The organism is Verrucosispora sp. NA02020, assembly GCF_013364215.1.
Classification (GTDB): domain Bacteria; phylum Actinomycetota; class Actinomycetes; order Mycobacteriales; family Micromonosporaceae; genus Micromonospora.
Genome location: NZ_CP054923.1, coordinates 4322253 through 4340881, shown reverse-complemented (window position 1 = coordinate 4340881; position 18629 = coordinate 4322253). Strand labels below are relative to the sequence as shown.

Here is an 18629-nt window from a genome sequence, read left to right as displayed (position 1 = left end):
GTCACTGGCGGCTCGGAGCTGCCGACACGGTGACGGACGGCTGCCGATCCGCACGGTGGGCGTCGGCCAGCACCGCCCTGGTCGCGGTGCCGTTTCGGGCGCCGGACCCACGACGACCCTCGTCCTCGGCACGGTGGCGCATGGCCTCCATGGAGCCGTCGAGCAGGCCGTGCCGGGCGGCGACCACCACGGCCTCGTGCCGGTTCGACACGCCGAGTGTGCGGTACAGCTCCTGCAGGTGCCGGAACATCGCCCGGGTCGAGAAGTTCTCGTGGCTGGCGAGCCGTTCGACGCTCCATCCGCTGGCCAGCGCCGCCAGACGCAGCACGTCGGACTCGTCCACCGACAGGTCCGTCTCGGCCGGAGCGGGTCGGCTGAGCAGGTCGACGGCGACCGCCCTGGGCAGCCGGACGGCGCCGGCCCACGTCGCCTCCAGTGCGGCCACGATCTCGTCCGGAGACGCCGCGTAGTCGACGACACCCCATGCCCCGGCGTCGAGCGCGCGTCGGTAGTCGTCGGCGGTGGGGTCCACGAGCAGGGCGAGCAGCGCGACCTGCTCGTCGTGCGCCCGGAGCGCAGAGAGCACGTCGACGTCGGAGTCACTGCGGATGGAGAGCAGCACGGCGAGGCGGTACTCGGTCGGGTGGGCCGCCCGGCGGAACCGCCGGATCCAGGCGTAGCAGTCGCCCGGCTCGGCCGTCTCGTAGCCGGCGTTGTCGAGTTCCCGCGCGATGCCCTGCCGGTAGGCGGGGATCGGGTCCCGGATGGCGCAGACGTGCCGTGGCCTGCTCATGCCGATCGTTCCGGGATCGGGATCTCGGTGCGCAGCCGACGTTGCCATGCCACGTAGCCGCCGTCGCGGCTGGTGTCCCGCCCGGGTGGCGCGAGGCACCGGTCGGTGACGGTGGTGACCCAGCCGGCGTCGGACCGGTCGAGTTGGTCGAGGAACCGCGTGAAACTGCGGGGTGAGGCTTCCCGACGCGCGGTCAGGCCGAACGCCAGGCCCTGGAGGAAGGCCCGTCGCTCGGTCTCCTGGTCCGATGGTGCCGCCGGGAGGCAGCGCATCCGGCGCATCCCGGCGAAGGCGGTCGCCAGGCCGAGACCGGCGTACAGCTCCGGACGGAGCGCAGGGGCCAACCGGGCGCCCTGGTCCTCGATGACCTCCGGTCGACCACCGGCGACGAACCAGAGCGCCCGACCATGACCCTGTGACCACAACGCCTGGTACTCCGCCTCGGGGAATGGGCAGGGAACGTCGAAACGCGGTGGCGCGGCCTTGAGGAAACACGTCGCGAACGCCATGCCGTCGATACCGAGACCGGTGAACAGGCCGTCTTGACGCCAGAGCGGGCTGCGCCTCATCGCCTGCGCGGCGAAGGGCCGTACGGCGTACCACCAGCCCCAACCGGCGAAGATCAGATACCGGTGGCCGGGCAGCGTGGCGAGCAGCCGGCGGTGCGCCGTACGGGCCCGGCCCGGATACAGCGCTCCCGCCGCGGCGAACGCCATCGCGGCGCCCTCGACGTAGAACGGGGCGAGGTAGTCGTCCGCCATGCCGTCGACCCGTGCGCTCACCGCCACCGGATCGTACGCCCGCAGTGTGTCGTTGAAGCCGGCCGCGAACTCGCGGCTGATCGCCCGGACGAGATCGCCCACGGCGGCGTCGACCGGCGTGAACAGCGCGAGTCGACGGTCGAGCCGCTCGTCGGTGAGTGCCATCCGGGCCGCGATGCGCGACCGCACCCGGTCGCCGGTGCCGGTCATCGGCGCGGATTCTCGGCGTGGATCCGCTCGATGAACCCGACCGCCGCGTCGTCGATGGGCGGCACCGTCAGCGTCCGGGCCTGCAACCGGCGCGCCGCCCGCCGGTACGCCGGATCGCCGAGGACGGTGGTCGTCGCCGCCGCGACGTCCTCCGGCGTGAAACTCGTCCAGTCCAACTGCACGCCCATGCCGTGCTGCGTGAAGCGGTTGGCGATCTCGAAGGCGTCGAAGAGCAGCGGCACCGCGACGACGGGTACGCCGTTGACGATCGCCTGGCGGGCGGTGGCCGGGCCGGCGTGGGTGAGCAGCATGTCGATCGAGCGCATGAGCAGCGCCTGGGGCACCCACTCGACGACCCGGACGTTCTCCGGCACCGGGACCCCTTCGATGATCTCCTTTCCGTGCCAGTCCAGTCCCTTGCCGGTGGAGACGATGACGTTCGCGTCCACCGCGCCCATGCCGGCGATCACCTTGGCCAGCGGGGGCCCGTAGGAGGGGATCGTCGAGGCCGCCGTACCGAAGCTGGCGTAGACGAGCGGTCGCTTGTCGTCGACCAGGTCGCCGATCCACTCCGGCAGCACCTCGCCGCGCCGGACGCCGTCCACCCGCACGGTGAACACGTTGGGCAGTTCGAGTTCCTCCGGCGCGAAGGTCGGGGACAGCATGTTCAGGTGGCCGTACGCGTACTGCCGCAGGCCGTCCGGGTCCGGCGGCAGCCCGAACTGCTGGCGGCGGCGGTCGAGCGCGGCGACCACGCCCGTGCCGAGCATCATGCCGTTGAAGTCGAGGACCCCGACGGTGACGTGCGGCAGCCCGGCCCGTTCGGCGGCGAGGTAGCCGCCGAGTTCACCGGTGTCGCGCAGCACGATGTCGGGATTCCAGTCCGCGATGGCCCGGGAGACGTCCTCGCCCATGGCGACACACGCCTCTCCGCAGAACAACTCGGCCATGAAGTTCTGCGTGAAGTCCTCCATCTCCTCGGGAAGGACGTCACCGTCGAGGCTGTCGAGGAAGTCGCCGACCCAGTCGGGACCGGCGGTGATGTGCTCGATGCCGAGCGCCTCGACGGTGGCGGCGAAGCGTCCCGACACGGCGATGGCGACGTCGTGGCCGCAGCGTTTCGCGGCCTCCGCGACGGGGATCAGTTCCAGCAGGTGGTCGTGGGCCGGCAGACTGCTGAACAGCAACCTCATGTCGAGTCGTTCCTCCGTGGTCGGTGGTGCCGTGGTCGGTGGCGCGGGACGGGGGTCGTCATCGGCCGGTCACCCCGTTCGCGAGACGGGTGACGGCGAGATGTGCGGACTCCATCGCGCCGTCGAGGAAGGGATGGTCGATGACGTCGACACCGGCGACGGCGATCCGTCCGACACCGTCGGCGAGGCGGCGTCTGGCGTCGGTGGTGGCACTGCCGTCGCCGGGACGGTCACACGAGGTGGCGTACCGGGCGTAGCCGTGCGGCCACAGCTCGACGCGGATGTCGGCGATGTCGCGGTCGGCCACGAGGCCGCCGGGCGCGAGCGCCTCCGCCAGCAGGTGCCGCAGTTCGACGGTGATCTCCCGGCGGGCCGTGGCGGCGCGCAGCCGACGACGGCCGGCGGCCGCACCGGCGGCGGGGGTGGTGCCCGCCTCGGTGAGCGCGCCGAGCGCGGTCGCGGTCGTCGGTTCGTCGGGTGACGGCGACGGCGCGCAGGCGCCGATGGCGACCGGGAACTCCAGCCCGGCGATCTGCCAGGTGGGGTGACCGGGCCAGGAGAGCCGGGAGACGCCGAGCGACTGCCACGCGCGCCAGTTCCGCAACGCGACGGAGGCCGACACGATCGGGTACCGGCCGAGATCGGCGGCGGTGGCCCGCTGCTCCGGCCCGAGTTCCGGGACGAGAAGCGCCGTGGTGTGCGCGGGCGCGGCGACGATCGCGGCCCGCGCCCGGTACGTGATCGTGGCTGCCCCGCCCCCCTCGACCTCGACCTCGACCGTGTCGGGACCGGCGTGGCGCAGCGCGGTCGCCGTGGCGTTCAACCGGATCCGGACCTGGTTGTCCGGCCGGTCGAGCGCGTCGACGGACATCTCGGCGGTCAGCCGGTCGTCGACGGTGTCGGCGTCGAACAGGTCGGGCACCAGATGGTGGGCCAGCGCGCGGGCGACCGTGGCGTTGCCGTCCGGGAAACGGTAGATCGGCGGGTCCAGGTGCGGGAAGAACCTCGCGCCGGTCCGGGTCAGCCCGTCCCACGGCGCGCCGCTGGGGCGGACACCGAGGCCGTCCAGGCCCAGATAGCCGATGAGCGCGGCGTCCAGGGCGGGATGCTGGTCGAAGGTCATGCCCGACTGCGCCGACGTGCTGTACCGCAGAAACCGGTGGGTGTCCTCGTCGAGTTCGGCGAAGTCGCGAAGCACCTCGTCGCAGCTACGCCGCCGGAGTTCGGCGAGCTTCTCGTCATCGGTCCGGCCGGCCAGCCAGTCGGTGGGTTCGTCGACGAGCGCGGCGACCTGTGGTCTGGCCCGTGCGGCGAGCGGCGCGTCGGTGAGGTCCACGGCGTCGGACGGGCCGTGGGCGGCGAGGTGGCTCCGCCCCCAGACCGAGGCGGCGAAGGCGAGGCCGTGGCCGCCGGCACCCCGGTCGGTGTAGTGCCGCGCCACCGTGTCGGTGTGGAAGCGGTCGGTGTCGACGCCCACGGTGGCCAGGGCGGACCGGACGGCGGGGGCGAAGGCGGAGGGGAAGGTGAGTTCCTGGGCGCCGCCCGGCGACACGAGCCGGCGTCCGTCGACGTCGAAGGTGTGCCGGATCGCGGGTCCGCCGAGCTGCGCACCGGCTTCGACGATCAGCACCCGCGCGTCCCGGTCGACGTCGGTGATCCAGTAGAAGGCCGCCGAGAGTCCGGCGACGCCGGCACCGACGACGATCAGGTCGAACTCGGGTGTGGTCGTCATGGTCGGCCTCCTGCTCGCGGCGTGACGACGGTCAGCGGGCGGCCCGACGGGTCCAGGGCCCACCGGAGGCACGCCGAGAACGAGCCCGGCTCCTGCTGCTCGGCCCACTGGTCGCCGACGAGGGTGGCGAGTGCGGACCGGCGCGGCGACCAGTCGAGCACCGCACGGGCCGGACGCAGGTCGCAGGCGGGACGGTCGTCGACGTCGGCGCGTTCCGGCAGATGCCGGCGTTGCACCCGTCGCCGGGTGACGCGTTCCACGGTCGTGAGGACGGCGTCGATCGTGGACAGCCGACCACTGCCGATCTCGACGGCCTGGTAGCCCGCGACCGGTCGGCGGGCGGCGCAGACGACCGCCCGCGCCGCGTCGAGGACGTGCAGGTAGTCGCGGCCCGACGAGCCGTCGCCGTAGACGTCGAACGGCCGGTCCTCGGCGGCGGCACGAAGCGCCGCCGCGACGATGCCCCGGTCGGTCGGCGTGCGCGGCCCGCCGAGGGCGTTGAGGCGCAACGAGACACCGAAGCCGTACCGTTCGACGAGTTCCTCGGCGGCCCGCTTCGACTCGGCGTAGGCGACCCGGTCGGAGTGCCGCCCGGTCGGACCCAGGCCAGCGACCATCGCGGTCGACGCGAACACCACCCGGCACCTGCTGGTCCCGGCGACGGCGTCGAGGAGCAGCCGGGTCGCGTCGACGTTGCACCGCGCGTAGGTGCGGGCGGCCCGTGGACCGGGCTGCAACGGTGTGACGGCGGCGAGGTGGCAGACGGCGTCGACCTCGGCCACCGCCCGGCGCAGCGCGCGGCCCGGACCGGCCGCCGCCATGCCGAGTTCCCGCCCCGGAAAGGTGGTGACGTGGTCACCGAGGGCGGCGAACGCCTCGGTGACCCACCTGCCGAGGAAACCCGTCGCCCCGGTGACCAGCACCCGCACCGGACGCGTCGGGCCTGCCGCGACGGCCGGTACGCGACCGGGGGCTTCCGGTGCCCGCCGTCCACTCACGGCGCGTCCGGTGCGGTGGCGACGGCCACCATCACCAGCTCCGGGCCGGCGCTGTTGACCTGGATTTCCGCGTCGACCCCGGCGGCGTCGAAGGACGTCTGCCAGGCGGCGGCCGAATGGAAACGGCTGCCTCGCCGACAGGCCTCGGCGGACAACGGCAGCAGGTTGAAGATGAACTCCTGGTGCACGAGGTCGCCGGGGGCGCAGAGCGACTCGCTGAGCACCAGCGCGCCACCGGGCCGGACCAGTGACCGCAGGTGGCGCAGGGTGGACGGGATGTCGGCGGCGATGTGCAGCGCGTTGACGGCGAGCACGACGTCGTAGCCGTCCGGGGCCAGGCCCTGGTCGTCGGCGAGGTCGAAGTCGAACCGCCGGAACTCCAGGCGTACCGGGGCAGGGGTGTTCCCGCTGTGTCTGCGGCGGGCGCCGACCAGCAGGCTGGCGCTCATGTCGGTGACCGTGTAGTCGTAGGTGCCGCGTAGGTCGTCGGGCCAGTGCGCCAACAGGTGTGCGGTCGCCCCGCCGGTGCCCGCGCCCACTTCGAGGATCCGGGTGCCGCCACCGGTGCGCAGGGTGGTCTCGACCGCCGCTGCTGCGGCGGCGTTGAGCGGCCGGTACAGCAGGTTGTCGGACTGGAAGTAGCCGTGCCACAGCCGCATGCCCGGTCCGGCAAGCAGGATCTTGCGGCCGGAGGAGGTGCCGTCCAGGAAGCCGGGGTACGCGCCGGCGGCGTGGCGCAACAGGTCCACCGTCGGCGCGTGGCTGCCCGCCGTCGGGTCGACCGACGGTACGGGCCGGGGGAGTGTCCGGCGTTCGGCGGCCCGGCGGAGCCAGGCGACGCAGTGTCCGCGATGCTCGTCGCCGGCATCCACCGCCTCGGGATCGAGCGTGTCCAGGATCGACTGCGCGAGGTCGCCGGTCACCTGCCACGCGTCGGCGCACGCGTCGAGGTACGCCTCGTCGACGTGGGCGTCGACGTGGCCGGTGTCGGTCCGGGTCCGGTCGGTCATGTCAGATCGCCTCCAGGACGATCGCGCCGTAGAACCCGCCGAAACCGACGGCGGACTTGACGGCGTACCGGATGTGCGTGGACGTCCAGTCGGTGGGCAGGTCGAGGCCGTGGGCGGGCGTCGCGCCGGGTGTCCCGGGCAGCCGTCGTTCCGCCATCGCCTTGAGCAGCAGTGCCGTCTCCAGCAGCGAGGATCCGCCGAGGTTGTGCCCGACGTACGGCTTGAGCGGCAGGCACACCGGTTGCCGGGTCTGGTCCGGCCAGAGTCGCCGGATCGTCCTGGCCTCGTAGGTGTCGATCATCCGGATCCCGGTGCCGTGCGGCACGACCACGTCGACGTGCTCCGGGTCGAGGGCCGCCTCGCGCAGGGCCCGCCGGATGGACCGCTCCTGGTTGGCGCTCGCGGGGTGGGGTGCGCTGACCCGCCACCCGTCCTGCGTGAACCCGGCACCGCGCAGGCGACCGTAGATCCGGGCACCACGGCGACGGGCGTGCTCCTCGTCCTCCAGCACGACGGCGGCGCCACCGTCGCCGAAGACGGTGCCGGCGGCTGCCGGGTCGAACGGCCGGGGGACGCCGTCCCGCGCGTACAGGCCCATGTCGGCGAACCACCGGAACTTGCCCGAGCTGAGTGGGTCGTCGGAGGCGACCGCGACGGCCAGCGGGGTGCGGCCGAGCCGGATCTGGGTGGCCGCGTTGTCGATCGCGGTGAGGCCCGACGCGCACGCGGAGTTGACGAAGCCACACTCGCCGCCGATGTGCAGCGCACGGGCGACGAGGTAGGGCGCGAGGAACGTGTTCAGCGCGAAGATCTGCTCGGACAGGTCGGCGTAGCCGGCCTGCGCCGTGCCGGTGTCGTGCTCGGCCACCGCCCCGTACAGCGTGCGGGCCAGACGTTCGACGCCCGGGTGTTCGTCGGCCACCACGAGCCCGACCTCCCGCAGGTCGAGATCGGGGAAGGCGCGTAGTCCGGCGTCGTCCATGGCGAGCCCGGCCGCGGCGACGAGATGCTTGATGTCGCGTTGCTGGTCGATGCCTTCGCGTTCGAGTTGGGCACCGTCGACGTACGTCGCGGTGACGTCCGCGAGGCGGTAGTCCGGGGCCATGAAGACCTTGAACGTGCCGTCCTCCGGACGCGCGGAGGGCAGCTCGACCATCTGGGCGCACGGCGGGTCGGCTTCGATCGTGCGCCAGGTCTGGTCGATGCCGATGCCGGCGGCGCTGACGACGCCGAGTCCGGTGATCACCACTGGCCTGGTCATCCGCGCCTCCTATGCGGTGAGCCCACCGTCGACCACGAAGGTCTGTCCGGTGATGTATCGAGCGCCGTCCGAGACGAGGAAGCCCACGAGCGGGGCGACGTCCTCCGGCTCTGCGAAGCGCCGCAACGGGATCCGGCTCAGATAGGCGCGCTTGACGGCGGAGGGGAGGTCAGCGGTCATGGCGGACTCCACCAGCCCCGGCGCGACGCCGTTGATGGTGACGCCGAACTGCCCGAACTCGCGGGTCAACGCACGGATCATCGCCTCCATGGCGCCCTTGCTCGCGCCGTAGTTCGCCTGTCCCGCCACGCCGGCCCGCCCGGAGACGGAGGAGATCAGAATGATCCGGCCGAACCCGGCGCGGACCATGTCCGCCCCGGCCAATCGGACGAACTGCATCGCTCCCCGCAGGTTGGTGTCGAGGACGTCGGCCCAGTCCTCGTCGGCCATCTGCAACAGCGGCCGGTCGCGTCGGATCCCGGTGCAGTAGACGAGTGCGCCCGGCGGCCCGAGCGCCTCGACGAAGTCTCGATAGGTCGCGCGGACCGACTCCGGGCTCCGGGTGTCGCACCGGCGCCCGACGCTGTCCAGTCCGGCCTTGTCCGCGTGGGTCAGCAGGTCGCGCAGCGCCTCATCGTTCGCGTGACAGGTGAGCCCGACACGGTGGCCGGCGTCGACGAGGGTGGTGGCCACCGCCCGTCCGAGGTCGCCGCTGGCGCCGACGACGAACGTGGTCGACCGCGTCGTGCGGTCCACGGTCGTCGCGTCCGGGTCGACCGCTGGTGGGGCCGTCATCGCGTGACCGCCCCCGCCGCGACCGCACCGGCGGCGACCGGCTCCGGCGTGAACGCGTTCGCGAACCCGACGAGTGCCGCCATTCCGGCGCCGTCCCCGGCCTCGCGGGGACCCGGCCGCGACGCGACGCCGGCCCGGTGCGACTGCGCGGCCAGCGGCCCCAGGTGGCGTCTGCCGAGTGCCGCCGGCTCGGTGCTCAGGGCCGTGAAGGCGGCGAGGGTGCCGGTGGTGCCGTCGGGCAGCCGCTGCGACTCGAAGCCGCCGACGAACACGAGGTCGGCGCTGCCGTCGACGAGCAACGCGCGGGCCGTGTCCAGCGCCGACCAGACGGAGTCGGCACCCGCGCTCACCACCACGCTCGGGCCCCGGCACTGCGCGGCGATGGCCGCGTTGCCGGCGGCGGCGTTGTGCACGGTCATCGGGAACAGCGCCGGATTGACGAGGTGGTCGCCCCGACGGATCGACTCGTCGAGAAACTCGTCGATGTCCGGTCCCGCGCCGGTCTCGGTGCCGAGGGCGATGCCGCGACGCTCGGGGGCGGGCAGGTCGGCTTCGGCGTCCTGGAGCCACGCCTGGAGGGCGTGGACCACGACGGCGGACCGCGCCGACCGGTACCGACGGACGAGGGCCGGCAGGTCGCTCGATCCAGCCGGGACGCCGGTGAGGTGCGCGACCGGAGAAAGTTCGAAGGTGGCGGCGACCGACGCGGTCGCACAGTGGATCTCGGTCGTCATGCGCTGGCCTCCTCGTACGCGGGCCGCCGTAGGCCGACACAGGTGTTGTTGCCGCCGAAGGCGAACGCGTTGTTGAGCACCAGGTCGATCCGGGTCGCCTCGTCGTGGCGGCCGGTCGCCGGCCGGACGCCGAGCGAGGTGCCGGCGTCGTCCAGACCCCACTGCGGGATCGTCTGCTGGTGGTCGAGCACCAGCGTGCAGGCGACCGCCTCGATCGCGCTGGCCGCGCCGAGGGAGTGGCCGATGAGTGCCTTGATGGAGCTGATCGGCGGGGGCGACCCGGTGAAGACCGTGCGGTAGGCGGCTGCTTCGGCGGCATCGTTCTGCGGTGTGCCGGTGCCGTGGGCGCAGACGTACGCGACGTCGGCGGGGTCCGCGCCGGCGATCGCCGACCGCATCGCCCGTGCCACCCCGACGCCGGACAGGTCCGGTGCCGCCGGGTGCTTCGCGTCGCAGGTGAGACCGTAGCCGGCGATCGTCGCCCGCAGCCGGGTGCCACGGGCGGCGGCGTGCGCGGCCGACTCCACGATGACGAAGGCGGCGCCCTCACCGAGCAGCAGTCCGTCCCGCGCGTCGCTGAACGGGCGACAGCGTTCCTGCGCCATGCCGCGCATCCGCGAGAAGCCGGTGAAGGCCATCCGCGACAGCGCCTCGGCTCCACCGCAGACCACGACGTCGGCGGAGCCGTCGGCGATGAGCTGTGCGGCACGGATCAGCGCCATGTTGCCCGCAGCGCACGCGGTGACGAACAGCTCCACCGGAACCGACCCACCGAGGTGCCGCGAGATCCGGGTACGCAGTGACGTGTCCACGTCCAGCGCGCCCGGCCGACCGGCACCGCTGCGTACGGCCTCACGTCGGGCCCCCTCGTGGTCGGCGACGTCACCGACCGTCGTCCCGACCAGCACCCGATCCGGCCGGATGTCGCCGAGTCCGGCGTCGGCGATCGCCTGGTCCAACGCCGCGAGCGCGAACGTGACCGTCCGGTCGCCGTCGAGCCGGGCGGTGTCGACGGCGTCGAAGCCGGGTGTCCACGGCCCGATCTCGCCCGCGACGTGGTTCGCCAGGTCGTCGGTCGGGAACAGCGACACCTCGCGGAAGCGGGGTGTGCCCTGCTGCAGGCCCTGCCAGAAGTGCGTGGCACCGATGCCGGCGGCGCTGACGACACCGAGACCGGTGACCACGGGTGTCCTGGCGGTCATGCGGCCGCGAGGGATTCGGCGAACTCGACGACCTCGTTGATGGTGTCCAGTTGCGGCGTCTGGTTCTCCGGCAGGATCTTGCCCAGGTGTTGTTCGACGTGGGCGATCAGTTCGAGGCGACCCAGCGAGTCGACCCCCAACTCCGCGAAGGACGTGTCGAGGCCGATCTCCTCCGGCTCGGCCATGACCAGCATCGCGACCGTCTCTCGAAGTGTCTCGGTGAGTTCCACTGTTTCTCCTTTCGACCCGTCCACCGGCGCGGACGCCGGAGCCAGGTGACGACGTACTCGGTCGGTGCCGCTACGGCACGGGGTTCGGGGCGATCGTCGGCGGGGTCCCCCCGATGCGGGGCTCGGTGGACTCCGTACTCGACTCTCGCCGTGCCGCGATCCACAGTCCGGCTCCACGGCAGGCGCTGACGATCGTGAGGGCGAAGAAGACGCCGAAGGCCACGTGGAAGAGCATCAGGACGCCGTAGACCGCGGCGACCGAGAGACCGAACGTGATCTGGCCCGACGTGGACCTCGGCGTCGTACCCGGGTCGGTGATCATGTAGAGCGTGAAGAGCAGCAGCGCCATCCCGGTGAGCGGGGACATCGCGGCCAGGAAGGAGGTGTCGTCGGTGAACACCGCGCGCAGCGCCGCCTGGGCGGTGAAGCCGCCGATCCACGCGAAGATCAGTGGGAGCTTGCCGGTGAAGATGAAGTTGATGAACAGGCCCAGGCAGGCGAGGAAGGCGGGCAGCGCGATGTCGCCGAAGTGACCGAGGTTCTCGGTGAACTGGTACGGCGGCGCGATGCTGACGGTGCTGGCGTAGAGCACCAGCATCACCGTGATGCCGAAGTTCGAGGGGTTGAAGAAGTGCTTGTCGCCCCTTCCGGTCCGGACCCGGAAGATGTACTTGCTGCTGATCGTGACGACCGCGGCGACGATGAACAGGTCGAGACGGTCGCTGATGAACAGCAGCATCGCCAGCGCGAACCCGCTGATGTGCGCCGGCAGGAGGAAGTTGACCAGCGACAGCACCCGCTCGCGTCGGGTGGGCGCCTCGGTACGCGACAGGTACGCCGGCCGCCGCGCGTCCCGCTTGGCCACGAGCGTCTCGAGTGCGATCTCGGTCAGATAGCACATCAGGACCACGAGGATCATCTGGGCGATGGTCTGCTCGAAGCCGAGGAACAGATGCCCGACGATGTTGAGCACCATGATCGCGACGGCGAACCGACGCAGCGCCGCGAGCCGCATCTTCGCCGGGTCGGTGGGCCGCATCTTCGCGGGCAGGTCCCGCAGCCGGGTGCGGGGTGGCGCCGTCGGGGTGGGCAGCGTCAACGTCCCGGTCATGGCAGCACCACCGTGTGCCAGCCGCGGCCCACCTGCACCTCGGCGTTCTGCACCGTCCCGGTGGCGTCTCGCCAGGTCAGCGCCACCGTGTGGGTGTCTCCCGCGTCGTCGCCGAGCCCGAAGTGGACGTCGGTGCTGCTCTGCCCGCTGTGCCCGTTGCCGCCGTCGACGTAGGAGCGGAACGTGCTGCCGCTCGGGGTGGTGACGGTGGCCGTGGCGCCCATCGCGGCCGCGCCCCGCACCTCGTGGGTGGCCCGCAGACCCTCGATCACCTGTGGCGTACGGGGGCCGGTGGGGGAGGCGTCCTCGGTGCTCCGCAGGATCCGCAGACCGACGAACCCGTCACAGCCGTCGCAGTCGTTCACGACCAGCCGGGCGTCCGCCCACTGGTTCGCCTCGATCCAGTCCAGGTCGCCGTCGCCGTCGATGTCGGCCAGTGCGATGCCCCGCATCACGCCCCCGTCGTCAAGGCCGGAGGATTCCGCGACGTTCGCGTACCGGCCGTCGTCTGTCGGTGTCATGACGACCCGAGGCGCCGCACCACTGATGTCCGCGTCCCTCAGGTCGGGCCAGGCGCGGGGGTTGGCGATCAACGTGTCGTTGGAGAGTGCGAGTTCCTGGATCTCCGGCCACCGGTTCACCGGACCGCGGACGAAACCGGTCGCCTGGAGCAGCTCGACCCGCCCGTCGTTGTCGAGGTCGCCGACCTTGTTGTCCCAGGAGAAGGCGGTACGGGCCAGACCGAGGGCCTCGGCTCCCGGCCGGAAGGTGGGTACGCCGTCGTCCCGCACCCCGTCGCCGAGGAAGAGCAGTTGGCTCTCGAACAGGCCGTACTCGTGGGTGATGTTGCTGACGTAGACGTCGTACTCGTTGTCGCGGTCGACGTCGGCGATCGTGACGCCCATGCCCTTGAAGGAGTCCCGGCCGATCATCGTGGACCGGGGGTTGAGGAGTCCCTTGTTGCCGCCGTCGACGTTCTCGAACTTCAGTTCGCCGTCGACCGATCGGTTGACGAAGAAGCGGTCGGGACCGAAGTCGTTGGCGACGTACAGCTCCGGCAACGCGTCGCCGTTCATGTCGGCGGCGGCCACCGCCAACGTCCAGCCCCGCGAGTGGTCCTCGGAGAAGGCGTCCGCGACGAGTTCGTACGAGACGGCGGGGAAGCCGCCCCGGCCCAGCAGCACGTAGTTCTTCCCGCCGTTCATCGCCCGGGACAGCGAGTCGTTCATGTCGACCCGCTTCGGCGATCCGGTGTCGAGGAGCTGGGCGCCGTCGGCGAAGTAGTTGCCGATGAAGATGTCCATGATGCCGTCACCGTTGAGGTCGCTGAAGACCGCGGTGTTCGTGTACCAGTCGAGGTCGGCACCACCGTCGAGCACCTCGTGCGGCGCGAACGTCATGCCACCGGAGTTCAGGTAGGCGACCGGTCCGCGTCCCCAGAAGTAGACCAGGGCGTCGACCCAGCCGTTGCCGTCCAGGTCGGCGAGTCGACAGCCCATCGGGGCCTGCGTGTCCTTGTCGTAGGCGAGCCGTTGCCCGGCCGCGCCCGGGGCGATTCCGTTCTCGTCGAGCAGCGTCACCACGGGACTGCTGCCCATCGTGCTCCGGTCGATCCGGTGCACGCTGACGGAATCCGATCGCGGATCGACCAGGCAGACCTCGTTGGCGTACGCGTCGCCGTCGAGATCGGCGACGGCGGCGCTGGCACCCACCGAGCTGATCCACGATGCGATGTGGTCGACGGAGGGATTGACCTTGCGGACCGTCCGGACCGGATCCACCGCCGGATCAATAGCAGTGACACTGAGGGCAAAGGGTTCGGCGCTGGCCGAACTCGGGGCGGACGGGACGACGAATCCCAGTGTTATCGCGACGAGCGGAACTGCGAAAAGCGCCGCTTGGTACATCGGTCGTCCCTGGAAACCTATCGGCATCGCACTCCCAGTTCTCAAGTGCCAGCCGACCTGCAGCGAGAAACCGGAGGAACTGCTGGCGTCGCGTTCGCTTGAGCGGAGGACAACGGTGGCGTCCTGGATGCAAAAAGCGACCACCGCAGTCATGGAAATCAATCTCGACGGGACCGTCCACCGTGGACGCCGCCGTCCTTCGGCGGAACTTCCACATTGCGGTTATCCCATAGGTGAGACGGTGTGCGCAAGGGGGGCGACTGCCGCTCGGCGTCGAGATGCGACTATCGTCAGCCCCTCTGAGCAGTGAAAACTCGACCGACGCGAGTGTTTAACGACCGTTTGCGAAGGCGACACTGTGCCACAGTCGAACACCTGCCCGCGTCGGGGATCCGGTCCCCTGCCCGGTCGGGTGGGGGGTGGCGCTCGTCTGGCGTCGTGTGTCGTCCCGACACGCGACGGAGGCACCACTGGAAACGCTTCCAGTCGGTCCACCCCTTGCTTTCGGCGGCGTGAGTTGCTAAATCTCAGAAGCTCGATACGGCACCCTCCGCTGAAGGGAGTCGATGGTGATAGCGGTGCCAGCCCACCTGATCCAGCAGGGAGAAACGACAGAAACGACCATTTCCTCACCCCCTACGAAACGGCCGAGATGGCGGCGACGCGACGCAGTCCAGTGTGGCGGGAATGCGCTCTCTCCGTCAGGGCACGTGTCGTATCAGGGCGCTTTGCCCCCCGACCTCCGAGCACCCGTGAAGTGAGGACTTCGATGAATCGGCTCAACTCCCAGCACCACCGTCCGGCGCTATTGCTCTTCCTCGTCATCGTGGTCGCTCACTGGGCCGAGCACCTCGTGCAGGCGTTCCAGATCTGGGGCCTGGGGTGGACGACCGCCGAGGCCCGTGGGGTCCTCGGGATGCCGTTCCCGTGGCTGGTCACCGAGGAGTGGATGCACTACGCCTACGCCCTGATCATGCTGGCCGGGTTCATCATGCTGCGCCCCGGCTTCACCGGCACGGCCAAGACCTGGTGGACCGTCGCTCTGGGCATCCAGGTCTGGCACCACTTCGAGCATCTGCTGCTGCTCATCCAGGTGCAGTCCGGCACCACGTTCTTCGGCCAGGCCGGCCCGGTGAGCATCGCCCAGCTCATCGTGCCTCGGGTCGAGCTGCACCTGTTCTACAACGGCATCGTCTTCCTGCCGATGGTCGTCGCCATGTTCCTGCACCGCCGCCCCGGTCCGGACGAGGCGGACGAGATGAACTGCACCTGCGCACCCCGCGAACTCACCGGCGCCGGCGTCTCATGAGGTCGCGGCACCGGCGGTGGGGCCTCGCGGCGGTCGCGCTGATCGTCACCGTCGGGGTGGCGCTGGCGCTGCGTCAGGGCGAGCCGGGCGCAGCAGCACCACCACCGCCGGCGTCGTCCGGTCACCAGCACGGTGCCCCGCCCGATCCGCTCACCAGCGCGGTGCTCGCCCTCAACGTGATGGTCCTGCTGGTCCTCGCGGTGCTGGCACGATCGTGGCCGGCGGGGGTCCGCCGGACCGGCAAGATCCGATCGATGTGGCGCTACTCCGAACAGGACCAGGACGCCCCACCGGCCGACGACGACCCGTCGGCCGACCCGTCGACGACCTCGTCCCGATCGCGGCGACGATAGGGGCAGGATCGCCCGGCCCGGTCCGGGACCACCCCGGTCAGAGGTGGTCCCGGACCCAGCCGGCGAGCAGCCGCGCGCAGTCGTCCACCGACTCCTTCCAGGTCCGGTCCGCCCCGGCACCGGCCTCGTCGCTGACCTGCTTGACCAGCCGCACCGGTACGCCGAACCGCAGCGCGGTCGACGCCACCGCGTAGCCCTCCATGTCCACCAACTGGGCGCGGGCGGCCAGCTCGGCGCGCGTCTCGTCGTCGGCGACGAACCGGTCGCCGGTCGCCAGCACCGGCCCGTCACCGCCCAGCGCCAGCGGTGCCCCGACGCTCTGCCCGGTCAACCGGCGGATGAACTCGGTGTCCAGGTCGTGCTGGAGCACACTGCCGACCTGGTGGGTGCCCGTCCAGTCGGGGTGCAGCGCGCCGGCCGTGCCGAGGTTGACCACCGCCGACGGCAGCGGGCCACGGGCCAGAGTCGCCGCCACCGCGACCGCCGCGTTGACCTTCCCCATCCCGGTGAGCAGCACCGGCAGGCGCGCATCGAGGTAGGTGGCCTCCTCGGCGATGGCCAGGACGAGCAACGGACGGTCCGGGCTGATCGTTCCGCGAAGATCCATCCGGCGATGGTAGCGGCCGTTCGTGACCACCCCGTTGCCGGCGGCCACGCTCGGACCGGAGACAGTCAGCGTGGCCCCACGGTGGCAGCGGCGGCGGCGAGCAGGGTCCGCAGCGCCCGAGCGAGGCGGCGGACGGCCTCGTCCATCGCCTCGGGCGGGGCGGCGGCGTAGGTGAGGCGCAGGTGCGGTGCCGGCGGTTCGGCGGCGTACCAGGGGCGGCCGGGAAAGACGACGACCCCTTCGGCGGCGGCGGTCGCGGCCAGCGCCACGTCGTCGGTGCCGTCGGGCAGGCGTACCCAGAGGTGCAGACCGCCGCGCGGCACGGGCTGCCCGGCCAGGTCCGGCAGGTGCCGACGCAGTGCGGCCCGCAACGCCTCACGACGGGTACGCAGTGCGGCCCGCAGCGCCCGCCGGTGTCGCGCCCAGGCCGGTGCGGTGACGACCTCGATGGTGGCCTGCTGCAACGGCCCGGCGACGAAGAAGTCGTCGAGCAGTCGGGCCGCGCGCAACCGCGCGCCAGCGGGGCCCCGTGCACCGATCGCCGCGACCCGCAGACCGGGAGCGGCCGACTTGGTCAGCGACCGCAGATAGACGACGTGTCCGTGCGGATCGTCGGCGGCCAACGGTGGCGGGGCCACCCCGTCCAGCGTGAGATCACGGGCGTAGTCGTCCTCGATCAGGAACGCCCCGGCGTCGCGTACCGCCTCGGCGACCGGGGCCCGCCGGTCGGCCGCCAACGTGGCACCGTGCGGGTTGGCGTGCAGCGGCTGGCAGTAGAACAGCCGCGCGCCGGTCCGGGCGAAGGCGGCGGCGAGCTGGTCGGGGCGTACCCCCTCGGTGTCGGCGGGCACCGGCACCACCCGCAGCCCGGCGGCCCGCGCGGCGGCCAGCGCACCCAGATAGGTCGGCGACTCCACGAGCAGGGTGTCGCCGGACGTGGCGAGCGCCCGCAACGCCGTCGACAACGCGGCCTGACCTCCCGGGCAGATCACCATGTCGTCGGCGCGCAACCCGGTGCCCGCCTCGCGGGCGAACCAGGCCCGCAGATCCGCCCGCCCCTCGGTCGGACCGCGCTGCCACGCGGCGGGTTGCCGGGCGGCACGCGCGAGCGCGGTACCGAGCGCGACGGCCGGTTGCAGCTCGGCGTCGAGGTACCCGCCGGACAACGGAATCGCGCCTTCCGGCGGTAACGCCAGTAACGCCTGCATCTCCTGCTCGCCGGCCGGGCGGGGACCGAGCGCCACCGTCTGCCAGGACAGGTCGGGCGCCGGTCGCTCGTCCGGCCGGGCGGCCACGAAGGTGCCCCGGCCGGACCGCGCCTCGATCAGCCCTTCGCCCACCAACTGTCGAATGGCCTCGGCGACGGTGACCGGCGACGCGCGGTGCCGGGCGGTCAGCTCGCGTACCGACGGCAGTCGGGCGCCGGGCTCCGCAGCCGCCGCCAGCCGCCGCAGGTCCAGGACAACGCGAGCGGATGCGTTATCGTGATCCATGAGAGCACAGAGTAGCGGTACTGTCCGCGCGGCGATAACGGTGGACCGGCCGCTCGGCCTCGCCCTCGGCGCGCTCGGCGTCCTCACGTTCTCCCTGTCGCTGCCCGCGACCCGCGTCGCCGTGCAGCACCTCGACCCTTGGTTCGTCGCCTTCGGCCGGGCCGTCGGTGCCGCGCTGCTCGCCGGGGCGTACCTGCGACTCACCGCAGCCCCACCACCCACCCGCCGCCAGTGGCGACGCCTGGCGGTCGTCGCCCTCGGCGTGGTCGTCGGGTTCCCGCTGTTCACCTCGCTGGCCCTGACCACCCAGACCGCCGCCCACGGTGCCGTCGTCGTCACCGTGCTGCCCGCCATGACCGCCGTGTTCGCGGTGCTGCGCGCCGGGGAACGCCCACCGAGACGGTTCTGGGCCGCCGGTGCCGCCGGCCTGCTCGCCGTCCTCACCTTCCTCGTCGCCACCGGCACCGTGCACGGTGCCCTGTCCCTGGCCGACCTCTATCTGCTGGCCGCCGTCGTCCTCTGCGGCCTCGGCTACGCCGAAGGCGGCGCACTCGCCCGCGAACTCGGCGGCGCGCAGACCATCTGCTGGGCCCTGCTGCTCGCGCTGCCGGTCACCGTGCCCGTCACCGTCGTGGCCGCCGTGACCCACCCGCCGACGGCCGACGTCGCCGCCTGGTCGGCCTTCGGCTACCTGACCACGGTCTCCATGTTCCTGGGCTTCTTCGCCTGGTACGCGGGCCTGGCCCGGGGCGGCATCGCCCAGGTCGGCCAGATCCAACTCGCCCAGCCGGTGCTGACCCTGCTCTGGTCCGCGCTGCTGCTCGCCGAGACCGTCAGCGCGGCGTCGATCGTCGCCGCGCTGGTCGTGCTCGTCTGTGTCGTGTGGACCCAACGCACCCGCGTCCCCGCCGGGTGAGTGGTCTCGGCAAC

The 18629-nt window shown here is 71.9% G+C and carries 18 protein-coding genes; 3 read left to right on the top strand and 15 right to left on the bottom strand.

Annotated elements, in window-relative coordinates; genetic code table 11:
• Window position 1: 1 nt before the first annotated feature.
• The 13 genes from HUT12_RS18880 to HUT12_RS18820 form a co-directional block, all read right to left on the bottom strand.
• Complete coding sequence (locus tag HUT12_RS18880; RefSeq protein WP_176094226.1) at window positions 2-793, bottom strand: response regulator transcription factor; 792 nt, start codon at window positions 791-793, stop codon at window positions 2-4.
• Window positions 790-1764, bottom strand: a complete 975-nt coding sequence (locus tag HUT12_RS18875; RefSeq protein ID WP_131051988.1) for a DUF1702 family protein — start codon at window positions 1762-1764, stop codon at window positions 790-792. Before HUT12_RS18875 ends, HUT12_RS18880 begins: the two co-directional genes overlap by 4 nt.
• Window positions 1761-2957, bottom strand: coding sequence for a glycosyltransferase (locus tag HUT12_RS18870; protein WP_131051987.1), 1197 nt, complete (start codon window positions 2955-2957; stop codon window positions 1761-1763). Before HUT12_RS18870 ends, HUT12_RS18875 begins: the two co-directional genes overlap by 4 nt.
• Window positions 2958-3015: 58 nt before the next feature.
• A complete protein-coding gene (locus HUT12_RS18865; RefSeq protein WP_176094225.1) occupies window positions 3016-4689 on the bottom strand; it encodes an NAD(P)-binding protein in 1674 nt (557 codons plus the stop codon).
• Window positions 4686-5687 (bottom strand): NAD(P)-dependent oxidoreductase, encoded by a 1002-nt coding sequence (locus tag HUT12_RS18860; protein WP_176094224.1) that lies wholly within the window; start codon window positions 5685-5687, stop codon window positions 4686-4688. Before HUT12_RS18860 ends, HUT12_RS18865 begins: the two co-directional genes overlap by 4 nt.
• A complete protein-coding gene (locus tag HUT12_RS18855) occupies window positions 5684-6697 on the bottom strand; it encodes a trans-aconitate 2-methyltransferase (RefSeq protein WP_131055913.1) in 1014 nt (337 codons plus the stop codon). The genes HUT12_RS18860 and HUT12_RS18855 overlap by 4 nt, the downstream gene beginning before the upstream one ends.
• Before the next feature lies 1 nt (window position 6698).
• Window positions 6699-7958, bottom strand: coding sequence for a beta-ketoacyl synthase (locus HUT12_RS18850; RefSeq protein ID WP_131055915.1), 1260 nt, complete (start codon window positions 7956-7958; stop codon window positions 6699-6701).
• 9 nt (window positions 7959-7967) lie between these two features.
• Window positions 7968-8753, bottom strand: coding sequence for an SDR family oxidoreductase (locus HUT12_RS18845; RefSeq protein ID WP_131055917.1), 786 nt, complete (start codon window positions 8751-8753; stop codon window positions 7968-7970).
• On the bottom strand, window positions 8750-9487 hold the full coding sequence (locus HUT12_RS18840; RefSeq protein ID WP_176094223.1) for a beta-ketoacyl synthase N-terminal-like domain-containing protein: 738 nt from the start codon (window positions 9485-9487) through the stop codon (window positions 8750-8752). The genes HUT12_RS18845 and HUT12_RS18840 overlap by 4 nt, the downstream gene beginning before the upstream one ends.
• Window positions 9484-10689, bottom strand: a complete 1206-nt coding sequence (locus tag HUT12_RS18835) for a beta-ketoacyl synthase (RefSeq protein ID WP_176094222.1) — start codon at window positions 10687-10689, stop codon at window positions 9484-9486. The genes HUT12_RS18840 and HUT12_RS18835 overlap by 4 nt, the downstream gene beginning before the upstream one ends.
• The gene (locus tag HUT12_RS18830; protein ID WP_131054568.1) at window positions 10686-10919 is read right to left on the bottom strand and encodes an acyl carrier protein; all 234 of its coding nucleotides are present in this window, start codon (window positions 10917-10919) and stop codon (window positions 10686-10688) included. The genes HUT12_RS18835 and HUT12_RS18830 overlap by 4 nt, the downstream gene beginning before the upstream one ends.
• 70 nt (window positions 10920-10989) lie before the next feature.
• Window positions 10990-12030, bottom strand: a complete 1041-nt coding sequence (locus HUT12_RS18825; RefSeq protein WP_176094221.1) for an enediyne biosynthesis protein UnbU — start codon at window positions 12028-12030, stop codon at window positions 10990-10992.
• A complete protein-coding gene (locus HUT12_RS18820) occupies window positions 12027-13811 on the bottom strand; it encodes a CRTAC1 family protein (RefSeq protein ID WP_161595006.1) in 1785 nt (594 codons plus the stop codon). Before HUT12_RS18820 ends, HUT12_RS18825 begins: the two co-directional genes overlap by 4 nt.
• 895 nt (window positions 13812-14706) lie before the next feature.
• Here HUT12_RS18820 and HUT12_RS18815 point away from each other — a divergent pair.
• Window positions 14707-15246 carry a hypothetical protein gene (locus HUT12_RS18815; protein ID WP_131054566.1) on the top strand — a complete coding sequence of 180 codons (540 nt, stop codon included), beginning with the start codon at window positions 14707-14709 and terminating at the stop codon, window positions 15244-15246.
• A complete protein-coding gene (locus HUT12_RS18810; protein ID WP_131054565.1) occupies window positions 15243-15599 on the top strand; it encodes a hypothetical protein in 357 nt (118 codons plus the stop codon). Before HUT12_RS18815 ends, HUT12_RS18810 begins: the two co-directional genes overlap by 4 nt.
• A gap of 37 nt (window positions 15600-15636) precedes the next feature.
• Here the strand turns inward: HUT12_RS18810 and HUT12_RS18805 are convergent, their stop codons facing one another.
• Together HUT12_RS18805 and HUT12_RS18800 are read right to left on the bottom strand one after the other, a co-directional pair.
• On the bottom strand, window positions 15637-16206 hold the full coding sequence (locus HUT12_RS18805; protein ID WP_131054564.1) for a nucleosidase: 570 nt from the start codon (window positions 16204-16206) through the stop codon (window positions 15637-15639).
• 65 nt (window positions 16207-16271) lie between these two features.
• Window positions 16272-17699, bottom strand: coding sequence for a PLP-dependent aminotransferase family protein (locus HUT12_RS18800; protein ID WP_176094220.1), 1428 nt, complete (start codon window positions 17697-17699; stop codon window positions 16272-16274).
• Window positions 17700-17739: 40 nt separating this feature from the next.
• On the opposite strand from HUT12_RS18800, the gene HUT12_RS18795 reads away from it, so the two are divergent.
• Window positions 17740-18615, top strand: coding sequence for a DMT family transporter (locus tag HUT12_RS18795; protein ID WP_236145698.1), 876 nt, complete (start codon window positions 17740-17742; stop codon window positions 18613-18615).
• Window positions 18616-18629 lie beyond the last annotated feature (14 nt).

Excerpts from the sequence above, each read along its gene's own strand:
- HUT12_RS18825 (WP_176094221.1), bottom strand. The coding sequence starts at position 12,030 with ATGACCGGGACGTTGACGCTGCCCACCCCGACGGCGCCACCCCGCACC.
- HUT12_RS18805 (WP_131054564.1), bottom strand. The coding sequence starts at position 16,206 with ATGGATCTTCGCGGAACGATCAGCCCGGACCGTCCGTTGCTCGTCCTG.
- HUT12_RS18880 (WP_176094226.1), bottom strand. The coding sequence starts at position 793 with ATGAGCAGGCCACGGCACGTCTGCGCCATCCGGGACCCGATCCCCGCC.
- HUT12_RS18855 (WP_131055913.1), bottom strand. The coding sequence starts at position 6,697 with ATGACCGACCGGACCCGGACCGACACCGGCCACGTCGACGCCCACGTC.
- HUT12_RS18810 (WP_131054565.1), top strand. The coding sequence starts at position 15,243 with ATGAGGTCGCGGCACCGGCGGTGGGGCCTCGCGGCGGTCGCGCTGATC.
- HUT12_RS18815 (WP_131054566.1), top strand. The coding sequence starts at position 14,707 with ATGAATCGGCTCAACTCCCAGCACCACCGTCCGGCGCTATTGCTCTTC.
- HUT12_RS18875 (WP_131051988.1), bottom strand. The coding sequence starts at position 1,764 with ATGACCGGCACCGGCGACCGGGTGCGGTCGCGCATCGCGGCCCGGATG.
- HUT12_RS18850 (WP_131055915.1), bottom strand. The coding sequence starts at position 7,958 with ATGACCAGGCCAGTGGTGATCACCGGACTCGGCGTCGTCAGCGCCGCC.
- HUT12_RS18800 (WP_176094220.1), bottom strand. The coding sequence starts at position 17,699 with ATGGATCACGATAACGCATCCGCTCGCGTTGTCCTGGACCTGCGGCGG.
- HUT12_RS18865 (WP_176094225.1), bottom strand. The coding sequence starts at position 4,689 with ATGACGACCACACCCGAGTTCGACCTGATCGTCGTCGGTGCCGGCGTC.
- HUT12_RS18840 (WP_176094223.1), bottom strand. The coding sequence starts at position 9,487 with ATGACGACCGAGATCCACTGTGCGACCGCGTCGGTCGCCGCCACCTTC.
- HUT12_RS18845 (WP_131055917.1), bottom strand. The coding sequence starts at position 8,753 with ATGACGGCCCCACCAGCGGTCGACCCGGACGCGACGACCGTGGACCGC.
- HUT12_RS18835 (WP_176094222.1), bottom strand. The coding sequence starts at position 10,689 with ATGACCGCCAGGACACCCGTGGTCACCGGTCTCGGTGTCGTCAGCGCC.
- HUT12_RS18870 (WP_131051987.1), bottom strand. The coding sequence starts at position 2,957 with ATGAGGTTGCTGTTCAGCAGTCTGCCGGCCCACGACCACCTGCTGGAA.